The following is a 15,728-nucleotide window of genomic DNA, read 5'->3' on the forward strand; positions in this document are numbered from 1 at the left end:
TTTCGGTAGGAGGAATAGTTTTTACCATCGTACAAGCCGCAATTGACGCTGTTCAATAAAGACGCGGGTGTATCCATATCGTTACCTGCAGGTGGGACTGGTGCTGTGGTGCCCGGTTGGGTGCAGTAACATGGAGCGATAGCTACAAGCATGTAACCAATCACGTCTGTGAATAAAAGGATGGAGAACGCGTGTCTGAGATTTCGCGTGAAGAGGTCGCGCACCTGGCTAAGCTGTCGCGCCTCGCGCTGAGCGACGAAGAGCTGGAGCAGTTTGCGACGCAGATCGACAAGATTGTCGATTCCGTGTCTGCCGTGGGCAAGGTCGATGCCGAGGGTGTTGAGCCGATGTCCCACCCGCACTCCGTTGTTGCCCCAATGCGTGAGGACGTCATTGTTCGCACGCTGACCGCCGAGCAGGCTCTGGACCAGGCTCCGGCTGCAGAGGATGAGCGTTTCGTAGTACCGCAGATTCTGGGTGGAGGAGACGAATAATGGCTACTTTTATTGCTCCAACCGAGGGAATTTTGTCCATGACCGCTGCGGAGCTGGCGGAGAAGATTCACTCCCGCGAGCTGACTTCGCGCGAGGTTACCCAGGGTTTCTTGGACCGCATCGAGGAGACCGATGGCGAGCTCAACGCGTTCCTGTACGTCGGCGCAGAGCAGGCGCTCGCTACCGCCGACGCTGTCGATAAGGCACTCGACGCGGGTGAGAAGCCGGCATCAGCTCTAGCTGGCGTGCCATTGGCACTTAAGGACCTTCTGGTTACCACCGACGCACCGACCACCGCAGCATCCAAGATGCTCGAAGGCTGGATGTCTCCTTATGACGCCACACTGGTCACCAAGCTGCGCGAGGCAGGCATCCCGATCCTGGGCAAGACGAACCTGGACGAGTTCGCCATGGGTTCTTCCAATGAGAACTCCGCTTATGGCCCAGTCCATAACCCGTACGACACTGACCGCACCCCGGGCGGTTCTGGCGGCGGCACCGCCGCTGCACTGGCTGCGGGCCAGGCACCGCTGGGCATTGGTACCGATACCGGTGGATCCATTCGTCAGCCGGCCGCCCTGACCAACACCGTTGGCGTGAAGCCGACCTACGGCACCGTGTCCCGTTACGGCCTGATCGCCGCCGCATCTTCGCTGGACCAGGCTGGTCCGACCGCTCGCACGGTTCTGGATACTGCACTGCTGCACGAGATCATCGCGGGCCACGATTCCTTCGATGCCACCTCGGTGGACAAGCCGGTTGCTCCGGTTGTCGCTGCTGCCCGCGAGGGTGCTAACGGCGACCTCTCGGGCGTGAAGGTTGGCCTCATCAAGCAGTTCGAGCGCGATGGCTGGCAGCCGGGCGTCATGGAGGCTTACCACGCCGCGGTAGAGCAGCTCAAGGCGCAGGGCGCGGAGATTGTCGAGGTGGACTGCCCACACTTTGATGATGCGCTGGCCGCTTACTACCTGATCATGCCGTGCGAGGTTTCCTCGAATCTCGCTCGCTTCGATGGCATGCGTTACGGCCTGCGTGAAGGCGACGACGGCACGCACTCTGCTGAAGAGGTCATGTCCCTCTCGCGTGCTAAGGGCTTTGGTCCCGAGGTCAAGCGCCGCATCATGCTGGGCACCTACGCGCTGTCCGTGGGTTACTACGACGCGTACTACCTGCAGGCACAGCGTGTGCGTACCCTCATTGCGCAGGACTTTACCAAGGCATTTGAGCAGGTTGACGTCCTAGTTTCCCCAACCACTCCGACCACGGCCTTCAAGCTGGGCGAGAAGGTTGAGGATCCGATGGCGATGTACAACTTCGACCTGTGCACCCTGCCACTGAACCTGGCTGGCGTGTGCGGCATGTCCGTTCCTTCCGGCTTGGCGTCGGACACGAACCTGCCCACCGGTCTGCAGATCATGGCGCCAGCGTTTGCCGACGATCGCCTCTACAAGGTTGGCGCGGCATACGAGGCTGGCCGAAAGTAGCGGCGATGCCTGAGCAAGACTGGACCGAGGGCTTCCGGGCAGGTTATGCCGCCGGATTCTCTGATGGGTTCCGTGCGGCACGTGAGGCTCTTTCTTCTGGCGAGCTAGCCCCCGCTGCGGTGCCACACAAGCATGTTGCTAAGAAGCGGTATGGCACCGCCACCGTGACAGGCAAGCAGCAGCTTTCAGTCGATATGATTCGGGTCTTTGCTCAGGCGCCCGATATGGTCGGTCTTTCCTTAGACAAGACGGATCACTACATCAAGATTTTCTTCGGTGAGCAGACGCGTTCGTACACGTTGCGCAAGGTGGACACCGCCACCGGAGAGATCGCGATCGACTTCTTCTTCCACGGTGATGTTGGGGTGGCAGGACCGTGGGCGCGTGATGTGCACGTGGGGGAAACGTTTTCTTATAAGGGGCCAGGCGGCAAGTGGTCACCGACGACACCGCTGCCCGGGGTTCAAGAGTTTGTGTTTGCTGGCGACGAGTCGGCGGCACCAGCGATTGCTTGTGGCCTGGAGAGGATTCCGGCTGGGGCGAGCGCAACTGCCTACGTGGAGGTCGCAGCACCGGGCCACGAGATTCCGATGCCGGAGGGCTCGTCGGTGGTGTGGCTGTACCGGGAGGGTAAGCCGGCAGGGCAGGCGCTTGTCGACGCCCTGCGTGAACACAACGTAAAGCACGCGCGTACGGCCTGGTTCGTGCGTGGGCCGTCGAGCATAGTGAAGGATGCGCGGCGCTACCTGTTCCGGGAGAGGGGCGTCGCTAAGCAGGATGCGTCGATCTCTGGATACTGGAAGAACCGGCGATAGGGTTTTGAGCGCACGCGTTGTTTGAGGGTGGGGCACACTGTAAGAGAGATGAATAAGGCGCCCTCGGCCACCCTCGCTACTTTAAGGGTGGCTGACAGGGCGCCTTATTTGGTTTTTCTACTTAACTCCTAGGCTGTCGCCGCACCTACTTTGCATCTGAAAGGAAGTATGCAGCGCCCGCAGAGGCTGCAGTCACGGTAAGGACAGACGGCCACGCTCCGATCTTCTTAGCGAGGGGGTGGGAAGCGCCGAATGCGCCGAGGTAGAGCGCAGACAGAGCGGCAGTGGTGGCAGGATTGGTCTTGTCGAGCCAGGAACGGCCGGCCCAGATGCCTGCCGCGCCGAGGATTACGCCACCGAGAGGGCGGATACCCGTTTCTTTGGCGGTTACCCAGCCTCCGATGAGGCCAAGGGCAACGGTGGTTGCGGTGGATACTTGCTTTGGTTTCTTTACATCAATCATGGACATGGGGTCAGTTTAGGCTTCCTTTTGGGGAGATGGCTAGACTTCCGGGCATGACAGTGCCCACTTTTGCAGCCGTCTCAGAGGTGCCACCGGAACGCGATGCGTGGCGCGCGATGTTCGCGCTTTCCCTGGGATTTTTCGTCTCCCTGTTGGATCAATCGATGATTGCGGTGGCCCTCCCTCGCATTCAGGCTGATTTGTCAGCCAACGTCAATGAGGTTCTGTGGGTCTCAGCCATTTACTTGCTAGCGGTGGTCGTGCCACTGTTGTTCACGGGTCGCTTGGGAGACATCTTCGGACAAAAGAAGATGTTCCAGTGTGGAGTGAGTTTGTTTGGTATCGGCGCGCTGATGTGCGCGCTGGCGCCAAATATTCAGATATTGATTGCAGCCCGTGCGGTGCAGGGTATTGGTGCTTCGTTGCAGATGCCGCAGACGATGGCGGTTATTAATCGCGTGTTCGCGCGTGAACGCCGCGGCCGCGCGCTGGGCGCCTGGGGTGTTATTGGTTCGGTTGCTTCGCTGACTGGACCATTGCTGGGTGGCTTTTTGGTCGGTGCATTCGGCTGGCAGGCGGTCTTTTGGGTGCACATGCCTTTCGTTATCGCTGCCGTGGTGCTTTCGGCAATTTGGGTACCCGTGCTCCAGACGACGTCTCGCAAGATTGATGTGCTCTCAGTATTTGTTTCCTTCCTCGCCCTGACGGCGCTGGTGTTTGGAATACAGCAGGGGCCGGCAACGGGATGGCCGGTGTGGATTTGGGCGCTGCTAGCGTTTGGGTGCCTCGCGTTGGCGGGGTTCATGTGCTTGCAGGCAACAGCAGCTGCGCGAGGAACAGAGCCGCTAGTGCCATTGCAGCTCTTTGCAGATAGGAATTACTCGGTAGGCAGCGTGGCCATCGTGACAATGGGCTTTATGGCGGCCTCGATGATGTTGCCCATCATGCTCTGGCTGCAGAACGAAAAGGGTATGCCGGCGGGGACAGCGGGAATCATCGTCGCTCCAATGGCGATTGTTTCGCTGGTGGTCTCGCCATTGGCGGGCATCTTGGCTGACCGCTTGGACCCGCGGCGCTTGGCGATGACCGGATTTAGCATCCTGGTGGCGTCGTTTGGCGCGGCGTTTGCGGTCATCATCAGTGACGTTTCTGCGTGGTGGATGTGTGCTCCTATCGCCTTGCTTGGTTTCGGGCAGTCCTTCATCTGGGGCTCGAATGCTGCGACGACCATGCGCGACGTTGCGCCGGAACTCATGGGCGCTGCTTCGGGCGTGTACAACACTTCGCGCCAAGTGGGCTCGGTGCTCGGCGTTGCTGCGGTGTCTGCGGCGCTGCAAGCGGCGGGGATTGCCACATCGTTGTGGGTGATTGTCGCGGTGCTTGCCGTGGGACTATGCGCCTCGCTCTTCTTCAGAGACACCCTGCACGGTGCGGGCGCGGCCCATCGGGGGTAAGTTGGAGAACATGCGCCTTGCTGTACTTACCTCCGGCGGCGACTGCCCCGGACTGAATGCTGTTATCCGCGCGGTCGTTCGCACCGCTTCCAACGAATTTGGCTCCACCGTCGTGGGCTACGAGGACGGATGGGTAGGCCTCATGGAGGACCGCCGTCGCGATCTTTACGACGATGCCGAGATCGACCGTATCCTCCTGCGAGGCGGTACCATCCTCGGCACGGGTCGCCTGCACCCAGACAAGTTCAAGGCTGGGCTGGACACCATCAAGACCAACATGGCGGATGCGGGTGTTGACGCATTGGTCGCCATCGGTGGCGAGGGAACGCTCAAGGGCGCCAAGTGGCTGTCCGACAACGGAATCCCGGTTATCGGCGTTCCGAAGACCATTGATAACGACGTTAACGCTACGGACTACACCTTTGGTTTCGATACCGCAGTATCCGTGGCTACTGACGCTATCGACCGCCTGCACACCACTGCTGAGTCCCATGACCGTATCCTCATCGTCGAGGTCATGGGCCGTCACGTGGGTTGGATCGCATTGCATGCCGGCATGGCTGGTGGCGCTCATTACACGGTTATCCCAGAGGTTCCATTTGACATCGCTGAGATCACCAAAGCTATGGAGCGCCGCTTCCAGATGGGCGAGAAGTACGGAATCATCTGCGTGGCTGAGGGTGCGCTGCCGAAGGAAGGCACCATGGAGTTCGAGGAAGGCGGGGTAGACCAGTTCGGTCACCAGACCTTCAACGGCATTGGCCAAGTCATCGGCGATGAAATCAAGAAGCGTACGGGCTACGACGTTCGTACCACCGTTCTTGGCCACATCCAGCGTGGCGGTACGCCGACTGCCTACGACCGCGTTCTGGCTACCCGTTACGGCGTGCACGCCGCTCGTGCCGCTCACGAGGGCAAGTCCGGTATGTGTGTCGCTTTGCATGGCGAGAACATCGATCTTGTTCCGCTCGAAGAGGCAGTGGGCAAGCTTAAGACGGTTCCGCCAAAGCGTTATGCCAATGCCCAAGCGTTGTTTGGCTAGATAGGACGCATATAAAAATGTCACCGCTATAAAAATGTCACCGCGCCTGTGCGGTGACATTTTTCGTTTTGCCTAGAAGCGGAATCGAGGTAGTGCACGGGCAGCTTATCGGCCACCCTAGGGGAATGCATGCGCGTTCGTGGCTTCATACTAAGATGGCACCCATGACTGCTGCGATGTATGACCTGATGGACTACGACGAGGTCCTTGAAAAGTTTGAACCCGTGATGGGTATGGAAGTTCACGTGGAGCTCAACACGGAGACCAAGATGTTTTCGACATCGCCGACGAACTTCAATGCGGCTCCTAACTCCAACGTAGACCCAGTTTCCTTGGGTCTGCCGGGCGCACTGCCGGTTGTGAACTCTAAGGGCGTCGAAGGCGCTATCAAGATTGGTCTCGCGCTCAACTGCAAGATTGCTGAATCTTCGCGCTTTGCTCGTAAGAACTACTTCTACCCGGACCAGCCAAAGAACTACCAGATTTCCCAGTACGATGAGCCTATCGCGTACGACGGTTACCTAGACGTCGTGCTGGAGGATGGCACTGAGTGGCGTGTGGAGATCGAGCGCGCACACATGGAGGAAGATACCGGCAAGCTGACCCACATCGGTGGCGCTACCGGCCGTATCCATGGTGCGACGAGCTCCCTGGTTGACTGCAACCGTGCAGGCATCCCGCTTATTGAGATCGTCACCAAGCCGATCATTGGTGCGGGCGAGCGCGCCCCAGAGGTAGCCAAGGCATATGTTTCTGCACTTCGCGAGCTCGTCGCAGCGCTCGGCGTTTCTGACGCGCGCATGGACCAGGGCTCGATGCGTGTGGACTCCAACCTTTCCCTGCGCCCGATTGGCCAGGAGGAGTTTGGTACCCGTACCGAGACCAAGAACATCAACTCGCTGAAGTCCGTCGAGCAGGCAGTGCGCTTCGAGATGCAGCGCCAGGCTCAGGTCATCACCGACGGCGGCAAGATCGTGCAGGAGACCCGCCACTACCAAGAAGCTGACGGATCCACCTCTAAGGGCCGTCCGAAGGAGACCGCTGAGGACTACCGCTACTTCAACGATCCGGATCTTCCGCCGGTTATTGTCTCCCGTGACTGGGTCGAAGAGATCCGCAAGACCCTTCCGGAGATGCCGTGGATTCGCCGCGCCCGTATTCAAGAGGAGTGGGGCCTTAAGGATGAGGAGATGCGCGACCTGGTAAACGCCGGTGCGCTTGACCTTATCGTCGCTACTGCCGAAGCCGGTGCAAAGCCGGACGAGGCTCGTTCTTGGTGGGTTTCTTACCTGACCGGTAAGGCGAACGAGGCCGGTATCGAGCTGGCCGAGCTCGCAATCACCCCGGAGCAGGTCGCACGCGTTGTGGCTTTGGTTAACGAGGGCAAGCTGACGAATAAGCTTGCTCGCCAGGCTGTCGACGGCGTCTTGGCAGGCGAGGGTGACGTTGACGAGGTCGTCGCAAAGCGCGGGCTCGAGGTCGTGCGTGACGACGGTGCCATCGAGGCAGCCGTGGACGAGGCACTTGCCGCTAACCCAGACATCGTTGAGAAGTACAAGGCCGGCAACACCAAGGTCACCGGCGCAATCGTGGGTGCAGTCATGAAGGCCACCCGCGGTAAGGCTGACCCGGCACAGGTCAACAAGCTGATTGCGGAGAAGCTTAAGTAAATAACTGGGTGCCTTTGCACCGTCGCTACATGGGGACGATTTCCATTAAGCGCCGATAATGAAAATTGGCGTAGGATCGTCCCCATGCCTATTAAGACAAAAGCTCTGCAAAAGACCGCGCCCGATGCGCCTTTCAAGGTAGTAGATATCGAGCGCCGCGATCCTCGTGAAGACGACGTTGTCATCGATATCAAGGCTGCTGGCATCTGTCACTCCGATATCCACACCATTCGCAACGAGTGGGGAGAGGCCCACTTTCCGCTGACGGTGGGCCATGAAATCGCGGGCGTAGTTTCCGCAGTCGGAGATAAGGTCACCAAGTTTAAGGTCGGCGACCGTGTGGGCGTTGGCTGCCTCGTGAACTCCTGCGGCGAGTGCGAGCAGTGCCAGGCCGGAATGGAACAAAACTGCCTTAATGGTGGCGTCGGAACGTATAACTCTAAGGACGTGGACGGCACCATCACTCAAGGTGGTTACGCCCAGAAAGTCGTGGTTAATGAGAACTTCGTCCTGAACATCCCTGACTCCCTTGACTTCGACGTCGCGGCACCTTTGCTGTGCGCAGGTATTACTACGTATTCGCCGCTGGCTCGCTGGAACGTGCAGGAAGGCGACAAGGTCGCGATTGTGGGCCTTGGCGGTTTGGGCCACATGGGCGTCCAGATTGCTGTAGCCAAGGGTGCTGACGTAACTGTTCTTTCTCGTACCTCCCGAAAGGAGAAGGAAGCAAAGGAACTTGGTGCGGCGCGCATTCTTGCGACGAATGAAGAGGAAGACTTCTTCAAGAACCATCGCGGCGAGTTCGACTTCATCCTGTCTACGATTTCTGCGCAATACGACCTAGAGGCTTACCTAGGGTTGCTGAAACCACGCGGCATCATGTCCGTTGTTGGCTTGCCACCAGAGGCGCTGTCGCTGCGTATGAACCGCATCATTAGCGGCGGCAAGGTGCTCACCGGTAACAACATCGGCGGCATTGCGGAAACCCAGGAGATGCTGGATTTCTGTGCCGAACACGGCTTTGGCGCAGTGATTGAAAAGGTCAGCGTCGACGAGGTCGATGCGGCGTATGACCGCGTGGTCGCGGGTGATGTGAAGTTCCGGTTCGTTATCGATACGGAGACTTTCCCGGAGTAGGAGCTGGCCTTGGTGCATTCCCCACGGGGTGAGGTACGTCATGCTTTTTATGGAAACGGCGTAATCTCACCTCGTTCTTTAACGTCATAACGTGCGGCTTTCCGTATCCTGGAAAGGGACTATCGTCTATCAAGTAAGGCATTGAGACACCCGTGTCTTTGAAAAATATCCTGTCCATTTCTTTGTCCTTCGTTGGACTCCTTGTCGGTGCTGGTTTTGCCACTGGCCAGGAAGTCGTGCAGTACTTCACGTCCTTTGGCCTGTCCGGCGTGTGGGGAATTGTTGTCGCCGGCATCGTTATGACGCTTGCGGGCACCGTGTTCCTTCAGCTGGGAAGCTACTTCCATGCTTCTGAGCACAATCAGGTCTTCCGCGAGGTAACTCACCCATTCATCTCGCGAATCCTTGACGTGGCTGTCATTTTGACGCTCTTTGCCGTGGGCTTCGTGATGCTCGCCGGCGCGGGTTCCAACATGGAACAACAATTCGGCTGGCCTGCTTGGGTTGGTTCTTTGCTGATGCTGGTCATGGTGATTGCCGTGGGCATGATGGACGTCAGCAAGGTTTCCCAGGTGATTAGCTTGCTGACTCCGACCATCATCATTGCGGTCCTCGGTGTTGGTATCTATACAGCGCTGAATATGCCGGCAGACCCGAGCGCGGCCATCGCTGCATCCGCAGAAATCGAGTCACCGATCTCTAACTGGCTGGTATCCGCGCTCAACTACAACGGTCTGGCTCTGATTCTGGCCGTGTCCATGTCCCTTGTTATTGGCGGCGACAATATTAGCCCGCGTGAGGCCGGCTGGGGCGGCGTCGTCGGCGGCGCTCTCTATTCGGTACTCATGGGCGTTGCCGGGTTTGCATTGCTCATGAACTCCCGAATGCTTGGGGATTCTGATATTCCGATGTTGACCTTGGTGGATTCCATTCACCCAGTGCTCGGCGTGATCATGGCGGTCATCATTTATCTGATGATCTTTAATACCGCGATCGGAATGTTCTACGCCCTGGGTAAGCGCCTTTCCTCCGGACATGAAGCCCGCTACCGCATCATCTTTAGCGTTGGTTGTGTTGCTGGTTTCGCGGTGTCCTTCGCCGGCTTTAAGACGCTGATGCAATACGTGTACCCGGTTCTTGGTTACATGGGCATTGTCCTAGTCTTCATCTTGGCGGTGGCGTGGCTCAAGTCGCTCGGCCAGATTAAGGATGAGGGCATACGTCGTGAGCGAATCCGCGCACTGCTGCACCTGAAGCTGCACCCGGACAAGGAATATGATGCGGAGCGCTTTGACGACGAGCTCGGCCAGCACATCGTTGACTCCAACATGGAGGATGAGGCGCTTTTCGACGACCTTGCTTACGAGGTCGCCGAGTCTCTCGACAGCGATGACGACGTTGATTTCGATAAGGAAGTGTGGGAGGAAAACCGCAACGATGCTTCCTTCTATACCGAGCGTGACGCTGTAGAAACAGATCGCACGGAGGAAGAGATCAAGGCCTGGATCGAAGAAACGGGCGCATCCGGAGACCCGGAGGAACCCGTTGAAGAAGCTACCGAAGGGGAAGAAGTCGCGAAATAGCTTAACTAGCCGCCAACGAAGATCTTGATGAGCTCGTTGACGCAGATATATACAAACGCCGCCGAGATAATGGCCATCAACGTGTTGACGAACCAACCGTTGCGCCACTCGCGCGGCGTGTGCCTTGTGTTGAGCAATATCAATAGGGTGAGGCCGAGGAATGGCATGAAGAATGCGCCGAGGACACCGTAGGCAATAACGAGTGCCGTGGGCTTGCCCAGGAAGAGCAGCAGCATCGGTGGGAAGGTAAGCCACAAGACGAACCAGCGGTAGTACTTGCCACCCATCTGCGTATCGGGGTGTTCCTGGGGCAGCTTTTTGATGTGCCCGACGTAGTCGGCGAACATCATGGAAACGCCGTTCCACACGCCAAGAACGGAAGACAGCGCGGCGGCCCAGAATCCAATCAAGAAGACCGGTGCCATGAAGCTGCCATAGCGGTCACGGAGCACGTCAGCGAGATCAATCAGTCCCTTATCGCCCTTGGAAACAGCGATGTTGGCCGAGTAAAGCAAGTCGCCGCCGATGATGAGCATTGCAGCAACAAAGATGCCGGTGACCACGTAAGCCACGGTGTTGTCGAGGCGCATGACGCGCATCCACGGAGGGGAGTCCCATCCTTTCTCATGCAGCCAATAGCCATAAGCGGCAAGTGTGATTGTGCCACCCACACCACCGGCAAGAGAGAGCACATAAACGAATGAGCCCTCTGGCAGCGTTGGTACCAAGCCCTTGAGGATTTCTCCGATGTTGCTTAGCGATAGGCAGGCGATTCCCACCACGGTGAGGAACATGATGCCCACCAAGACGGCGATGGTCTTCTCGAACATTCGGTATTGGCCGGCCCAGGTTAATCCGAAGCCGATGAGGCCGGAGATGACGGCCCAGGCTACGAGTGGGACTTGCGGGATGAGCGCGTGGAGAGCCATGCCGGTGGCGCTCATGGCGGCGGCACCGTACACAAATCCCCAGATGATGATGTAAGGGGCGAAGTACCAGGAGGTCCATTTACCGAGGGATGACCAACCATGGAACATGGTGTTGCCGGTGGCCAGGGTGTAGCGCCCGACGCCCTCGACCAAGACGATCTTCATGATGGTGCCCGCGATGCAGGCCCAGAGAAGCGCGAAGCCGTACTTCTGACCGGCGATGAGCGTGGCGACCAAGTCACCAGAACCAACGCCGGTAGCGGCGGCGACGAGGCCAGGTCCGATTACTTTCCACTTCGGTACGTCCATATGCCCACTAGCGGGAGGTGATGAGGATGCGGGGGTGCTCATGGGTGCGCCTTCCTGTAAATCGAAATGTTTTACAGGTCACAATAGAGTAGCGCCCGGCGCTCTGGTGTGGTTTTGAGCACTCGACTTTGTAACCGGGCGGCTTTGGCGCCGCTGAGTGCGACTAGTGAAGGCACGACTGGTGAAGGCGCGATTAGTGGAGCAGGAGCTTGGCTGTCAGCAGCATCATGACGCAGCCGATGGCGAAGTTGACGTAGCGCCAGGTAGTGGGCTTTGCCAGGACGTGGGACAGTTTGAAGGCGCCATAACCCACGGTGGGGAACCAGACTGCGCTCGCCATGATTGCGCCTGCAGCGAAGACCCAGCGTTGATCGCCGTAATGCTGGGCGATACCGCCGAGCATCACCAGGACGTCGACGTAGGCGAGTGGGTTGAGCCAGGTTAGAGCCATGGCGCCCATGACTGGCTTGACCCAGGTGCGCGACTTGGTGCGCTGCTTGGTCATGACGGTGGTGGCGCCGCCAAGCTCTGTTTCATTAGGGGCAGACGGGGGCGTGCTTGAAACGACGAGTGCTTCCTGTTCCTTTTTGAATGCATCCCGGAAACAGGTAAAGCCAAAGTAAATCAGGTAAGCCGCGCCGAGGTACTTCATGATGATCAGGCCGGTGGGGAACTTCTCCACGAGCACGCCCATGCCGCCTACGCCGGCGTTGATGAGGATGACGTCGCTAAGCAAGCAGGCAAGGATTATGGCACCGATGTGGTCGCGTTTGACGCCCATCTTGATGATGTAGGCATTTTGGGGGCCGATAGCGACGATGAGGGAGAGGCCAAGGAGGAAGCCTGCGAGCAAAACTGACATGCTTTTAGTGTGCCCACGCTGCAAGCTGAAGTCCAGTTAAAGAAACTAAACCTAGTTTAGAATAGCTTCATGAACCCAGTCCATTTGGAAACTTTGCTGGCCATTGTTGAGGAAGGCAGTTTTGAGGATGCCGCCGCTGTGTTAGGAATCACTCCTTCGGCGGTGAGCCAGCGTATCAAGGCGCTCGAGCACAACACCGGTCGCGTGCTCTTGCATCGCGCCACTCCGGTCACTGCCACGGAGGCAGGAGAGATTCTTGTGCAATCTGCCCGGCGCATGGCGCTGGTGCAGGCGGAGACCGATGCACGCTTGCAGACGAGGCTTTCCCGTGTGCCCTTGACGGTTGCAGTGAACTCGGACTCCCTGGCCACCTGGTTCAAGGAGGTGGTGCGTGATGTCGCGACGCGCGGCGAGGTGGCCCTGCGTATCCGTATTGAGGACGAAGCTCGTACGTTGGCGATGCTGCGTAGGGGAGACGTGCTTGGTGCGATTACGCGCGAGCACACTCCCGTTTCAGGTTGTGAGTCGACGTACCTCGGCACCATGCGCTATTTCGCGGTGGCGGCGCCCTGGCTGGCGGAAGGCTTTGATAGTTGGGAGACGCTGCCGCTGGTGGGCTATGGTCCCAATGATCAGATTCTGGACGACGCCATGCGCGAGCGCTTCATCGATTCGCACGTCATTCGTGCCCGGGTTTCCCAGGTGCCCTCGTCGGAGGGCTACTTGGACGCGGTGCGCTACGGGCTGGGCTGGGGCTTGATCGCCGAACTCCAAGCGCGGCCGCTGTTGGACAACGGGGAACTGGTGCTTCTCGACGATAAGCCAATGGACGTTGAGCTCTATTGGCAGCGGTGGCGCTTGGAGTCGGAGGTTTTGGAGGAGTTAACGCAATCCGTGGTGGCTGCGTCGAGCGTCCTCCGCGGGCAGTAAGGAGACTCGCCTTTTAGTAGGTTGCAAACAGTGCCTGCTGGAAGCTCTCCGGGTTCTTGACCTCTTCACCTTTAGGCACTGGGCCAGGAAGGACGGTGCCTGCGGCGAAAGGCTGACTGCCGAAACGGTCACGGTCGTGGTCTTCCATGAGCCATTCCATGTTCGGGCCGACAGGAACGATCTTCGTCGGGTTAATCTCGGTGTGGACGATGAAGTAGTGTTCCTTGATTTCGGTGAAATCGGTGGTGTCTCCGAAACCTGGGATCTGGAAAAGCTCCTGTAGATAGCCACGGATATTTGGCATCTCAGCCATCTTGGTCCGTGAGCATTTGAAGTGGGAATAGTAGACCGGATCAAAGCGTATGAGGGTAACGAAGAGGCGGATGTCAGTTTCCGTGATGTGATTTCCGACCATATAGCGCTGTTTGTCTAGGCGTTCCTCGACCCAATCAAGTGCCTCCCACAATTGGACGTAGGCAGCCTCGTAAGCCTCTTGGGAGCCGGCAAAGCCACAGCGGTATACGCCGTTGTTAATGTTGCGGAAGATGTAGTCGTTTATTTCTTCCATTTCAGACGCGTGCTCCTCGGGGTAGAGGTTTGGCGCACCTGGGGTCTGGAACTGGGACCATTCCTTGATGAAGTCACGGACGATGGAAGGGTAGTCGTTAGTGACAACGCGCTTGGAAGATTCCTCCACGATTGCTGGAACAGTGATGCCGCGTGGGTACTCGGGGAAGCGGTTGAAATAGGCATCCTGGAGACGAGGAATGCCCAGTACTGGATCCACCCCGCCCTCATCGAGGTCGAAAGTCCAGGAACGAATGTCGTGGGTTGGGCCGGCGAGGCCGAGTGAAATTGAGTTTTCCAAACCCATGAGGCGGCGGGTGATGACAGCACGGTGCGCCCATGGGCAAGCGCGGGCGGCAATGAGGCGGTAGCGATCTGCTTCCATTGGCCAAAGGAAGGTGCCGTCTTCTTGTGCGGTTACCTCGGAAACCTGGGAAGAGATGCGGTCCTCGATGTAGTTGGTGTCGCGGATGAACTCGCCGTCGGGCGAGGCATTCTTTGCGTCGCCCGCCCAGTCCTTATCGTTTGTGGCTGTCACAGTTCATTCCTTTGGGTTGATGTTTTGATTCTTAGAGCATTGAAAAATGCGGGCAGGTAGGTAAACCACCGATTTTGTTAACGTGTCAACAAAATATATTTTTGATGATACATACTCAAAGTTGCGATGGCAATATGGTTCCGGCCGCGCCCATTTCGGGGACTTAAAACACTTTGCGGCCGCGCCGCGCCGTGTGATGTGCACCATTAGCGCTGCGTGCTGCCCTAAGTTGGAAGTATGAGCGATAAGAATGTACCCGATAAAGCGACGAGCTTCGACGACGATCTCGATCTCCCGACCTATAGCCGCGACAAGGCCGCCGCAGATGCGGCTGCGGACAATGCCGACGCCGCTACCGAGGTCACTCCCGCGGCTGCACCAACGCGGTCCCGGCCATTCCAACGTCCGGGCCGAGCGGAGCCGCAGGAAATCAAGCCCAAAGAACCTAAAGTCCATGACTCGGAACCTGCTGAGACTGCATCTGTTGAGCCCGAGCCCACCGAGGTCTTCGCGTCTGCCTCAGAGGCTGACTCTACAGTGGCATCTCAGGCTGTTCAGGCTCCGGAGAACGGGCACAAGGAAGGCGAGGGGCTGTCCTTTGACTCTTCTCGCAAGCATTCGCAGGCCGCTCCAGTCGCCGCCCCTGCAGGTGAGCCTATAGCTGAAGATGCTGAACCGGCTGCGGAAACAAAACAGTTCGTTGCCCCGCGCGATGAGGAGCCCGCTGTTGCCGAGGATCGGGCAGAAGATTCCTCTTATGACGATGCTGACTTTGCTCCCACGGCTGTTGCCGCTGCGGCGCCAGCGGCAGCGACCACCGTTATGCCGGCCAGCGTCTCGGATGTTGACCTAGAGGCAGAGACAGAGGAAGAAAAGTCGGATCGCCTCAAAGCGGAACAGGCCGAGCGTGATGGATACCGCGAGTACGGCCGCCGCGGCACGATTGACTTCGGTCTTCTCTTTGTGCGTATTGCATTGAGTGCTTATCTGCTTCTGGCTGGCGCAACGACCTTCTTTAAGCTGGGTGGCGGCGAGGGGCTATCCGGCCTCGAGTCTGAGTTTGCCAACTATGCATTTGCGTCGCCGTTGGCCATTGCTGTGCCGGCTATGCAGCTGATCGCGGGTGCATTCCTCCTGCTGGGCCTAGTCACGCCGTTGGCTGCGATGGTCGGCCTTGTCGTCACCGGCTTTATGGCTCTCCACGAGCTGGCAGCTTCGGGCGCGGGACTCGATGTCTTTACTTGGCCAGAGTCTGTGTGGCTGTCTTTGGTGCTTTTTGTCATCGCTATCGCGCTTCAGTTTACCGGCCCTGGCTTTATTTCTTTCGATGTCAAGCGCTCGTGGACCCGCCGTCCGCTGGCCACCTCTTGGATCTTCGTCATCATCGGTATCGCCGTGCTTGTCGCACTGTGGTGGTTCGGTGCGGGAGTTAATCCAATCGCTTAATCGCT

At 58.3% G+C, this 15,728-nt stretch carries 14 protein-coding genes; 10 read left to right on the forward strand and 4 right to left on the reverse strand.

What is annotated here, in order from left to right; all coding sequences use genetic code 11:
• Positions 1-191: 191 nt before the first annotated feature.
• From gatC to HMPREF0308_RS12360, 3 genes are read left to right on the forward strand one after another with little or no spacing between them, the layout of a single operon-like run.
• On the forward strand, positions 192-494 hold the full coding sequence (gene gatC / locus HMPREF0308_RS12350) for an Asp-tRNA(Asn)/Glu-tRNA(Gln) amidotransferase subunit GatC (RefSeq protein WP_005532113.1): 303 nt from the start codon (positions 192-194) through the stop codon (positions 492-494).
• Positions 494-1,978: an Asp-tRNA(Asn)/Glu-tRNA(Gln) amidotransferase subunit GatA gene (gene gatA / locus HMPREF0308_RS12355; protein WP_005532114.1), complete on the forward strand. Its 1,485-nt coding sequence runs from the start codon at positions 494-496 to the stop codon at positions 1,976-1,978. Before gatC ends, gatA begins: the two co-directional genes overlap by 1 nt.
• Positions 1,979-1,983: 5 nt before the next feature.
• Positions 1,984-2,793, forward strand: coding sequence for a siderophore-interacting protein (locus HMPREF0308_RS12360; RefSeq protein ID WP_005532116.1), 810 nt, complete (start codon positions 1,984-1,986; stop codon positions 2,791-2,793).
• A gap of 145 nt (positions 2,794-2,938) precedes the next feature.
• Here HMPREF0308_RS12360 and HMPREF0308_RS12365 read toward each other — a convergent pair whose 3' ends face one another.
• Positions 2,939-3,262, reverse strand: a complete 324-nt coding sequence (locus HMPREF0308_RS12365; RefSeq protein WP_005532119.1) for a hypothetical protein — start codon at positions 3,260-3,262, stop codon at positions 2,939-2,941.
• Positions 3,263-3,309: 47 nt separating this feature from the next.
• Here HMPREF0308_RS12365 and HMPREF0308_RS12370 point away from each other — a divergent pair, with 47 nt between their 5' ends.
• From HMPREF0308_RS12370 to HMPREF0308_RS12390, 5 genes are all read left to right on the forward strand, one after another.
• Positions 3,310-4,710, forward strand: a complete 1,401-nt coding sequence (locus HMPREF0308_RS12370) for a DHA2 family efflux MFS transporter permease subunit (RefSeq protein WP_034657641.1) — start codon at positions 3,310-3,312, stop codon at positions 4,708-4,710.
• 10 nt (positions 4,711-4,720) lie between these two features.
• On the forward strand, positions 4,721-5,752 hold the full coding sequence (locus HMPREF0308_RS12375) for an ATP-dependent 6-phosphofructokinase (RefSeq protein ID WP_034657607.1): 1,032 nt from the start codon (positions 4,721-4,723) through the stop codon (positions 5,750-5,752).
• Between the two features lie 164 nt (positions 5,753-5,916).
• A complete protein-coding gene (gene gatB, locus HMPREF0308_RS12380; protein ID WP_005532125.1) occupies positions 5,917-7,422 on the forward strand; it encodes an Asp-tRNA(Asn)/Glu-tRNA(Gln) amidotransferase subunit GatB in 1,506 nt (501 codons plus the stop codon).
• Positions 7,423-7,506: 84 nt separating this feature from the next.
• Positions 7,507-8,559: an NAD(P)-dependent alcohol dehydrogenase gene (locus HMPREF0308_RS12385; RefSeq protein WP_005532127.1), complete on the forward strand. Its 1,053-nt coding sequence runs from the start codon at positions 7,507-7,509 to the stop codon at positions 8,557-8,559.
• A gap of 152 nt (positions 8,560-8,711) precedes the next feature.
• Positions 8,712-10,142 carry a YkvI family membrane protein gene (locus tag HMPREF0308_RS12390; RefSeq protein ID WP_005532128.1) on the forward strand — a complete coding sequence of 477 codons (1,431 nt, stop codon included), beginning with the start codon at positions 8,712-8,714 and terminating at the stop codon, positions 10,140-10,142.
• A gap of 5 nt (positions 10,143-10,147) precedes the next feature.
• Here HMPREF0308_RS12390 and HMPREF0308_RS12395 read toward each other — a convergent pair whose 3' ends face one another.
• Both HMPREF0308_RS12395 and HMPREF0308_RS12400 read right to left on the reverse strand, forming a co-directional pair.
• On the reverse strand, positions 10,148-11,422 hold the full coding sequence (locus HMPREF0308_RS12395; RefSeq protein WP_050765482.1) for an Nramp family divalent metal transporter: 1,275 nt from the start codon (positions 11,420-11,422) through the stop codon (positions 10,148-10,150).
• A gap of 151 nt (positions 11,423-11,573) precedes the next feature.
• The gene (locus HMPREF0308_RS12400) at positions 11,574-12,242 is read right to left on the reverse strand and encodes a LysE/ArgO family amino acid transporter (protein WP_005532131.1); all 669 of its coding nucleotides are present in this window, start codon (positions 12,240-12,242) and stop codon (positions 11,574-11,576) included.
• Positions 12,243-12,311: 69 nt separating this feature from the next.
• Between HMPREF0308_RS12400 and HMPREF0308_RS12405 the strand changes: the two genes are divergently transcribed.
• Entirely contained in the window at positions 12,312-13,172 is an 861-nt protein-coding gene (locus tag HMPREF0308_RS12405; RefSeq protein WP_005532133.1) for a LysR family transcriptional regulator ArgP, read from the forward strand.
• Positions 13,173-13,185: 13 nt separating this feature from the next.
• On the opposite strand, the gene HMPREF0308_RS12410 is transcribed toward HMPREF0308_RS12405, so the two are convergent.
• A complete protein-coding gene (locus HMPREF0308_RS12410; protein WP_005532135.1) occupies positions 13,186-14,277 on the reverse strand; it encodes a glutathione S-transferase C-terminal domain-containing protein in 1,092 nt (363 codons plus the stop codon).
• A gap of 237 nt (positions 14,278-14,514) precedes the next feature.
• Between HMPREF0308_RS12410 and HMPREF0308_RS12415 the strand changes: the two genes are divergently transcribed.
• A complete protein-coding gene (locus HMPREF0308_RS12415; RefSeq protein WP_005532137.1) occupies positions 14,515-15,723 on the forward strand; it encodes a DoxX family protein in 1,209 nt (402 codons plus the stop codon).
• Positions 15,724-15,728: the final 5 nt, after the last annotated feature.

This window comes from Corynebacterium striatum ATCC 6940 (assembly GCF_000159135.1).
In the GTDB taxonomy this organism is placed as follows: Bacteria; Actinomycetota; Actinomycetes; order Mycobacteriales; family Mycobacteriaceae; genus Corynebacterium; species Corynebacterium striatum.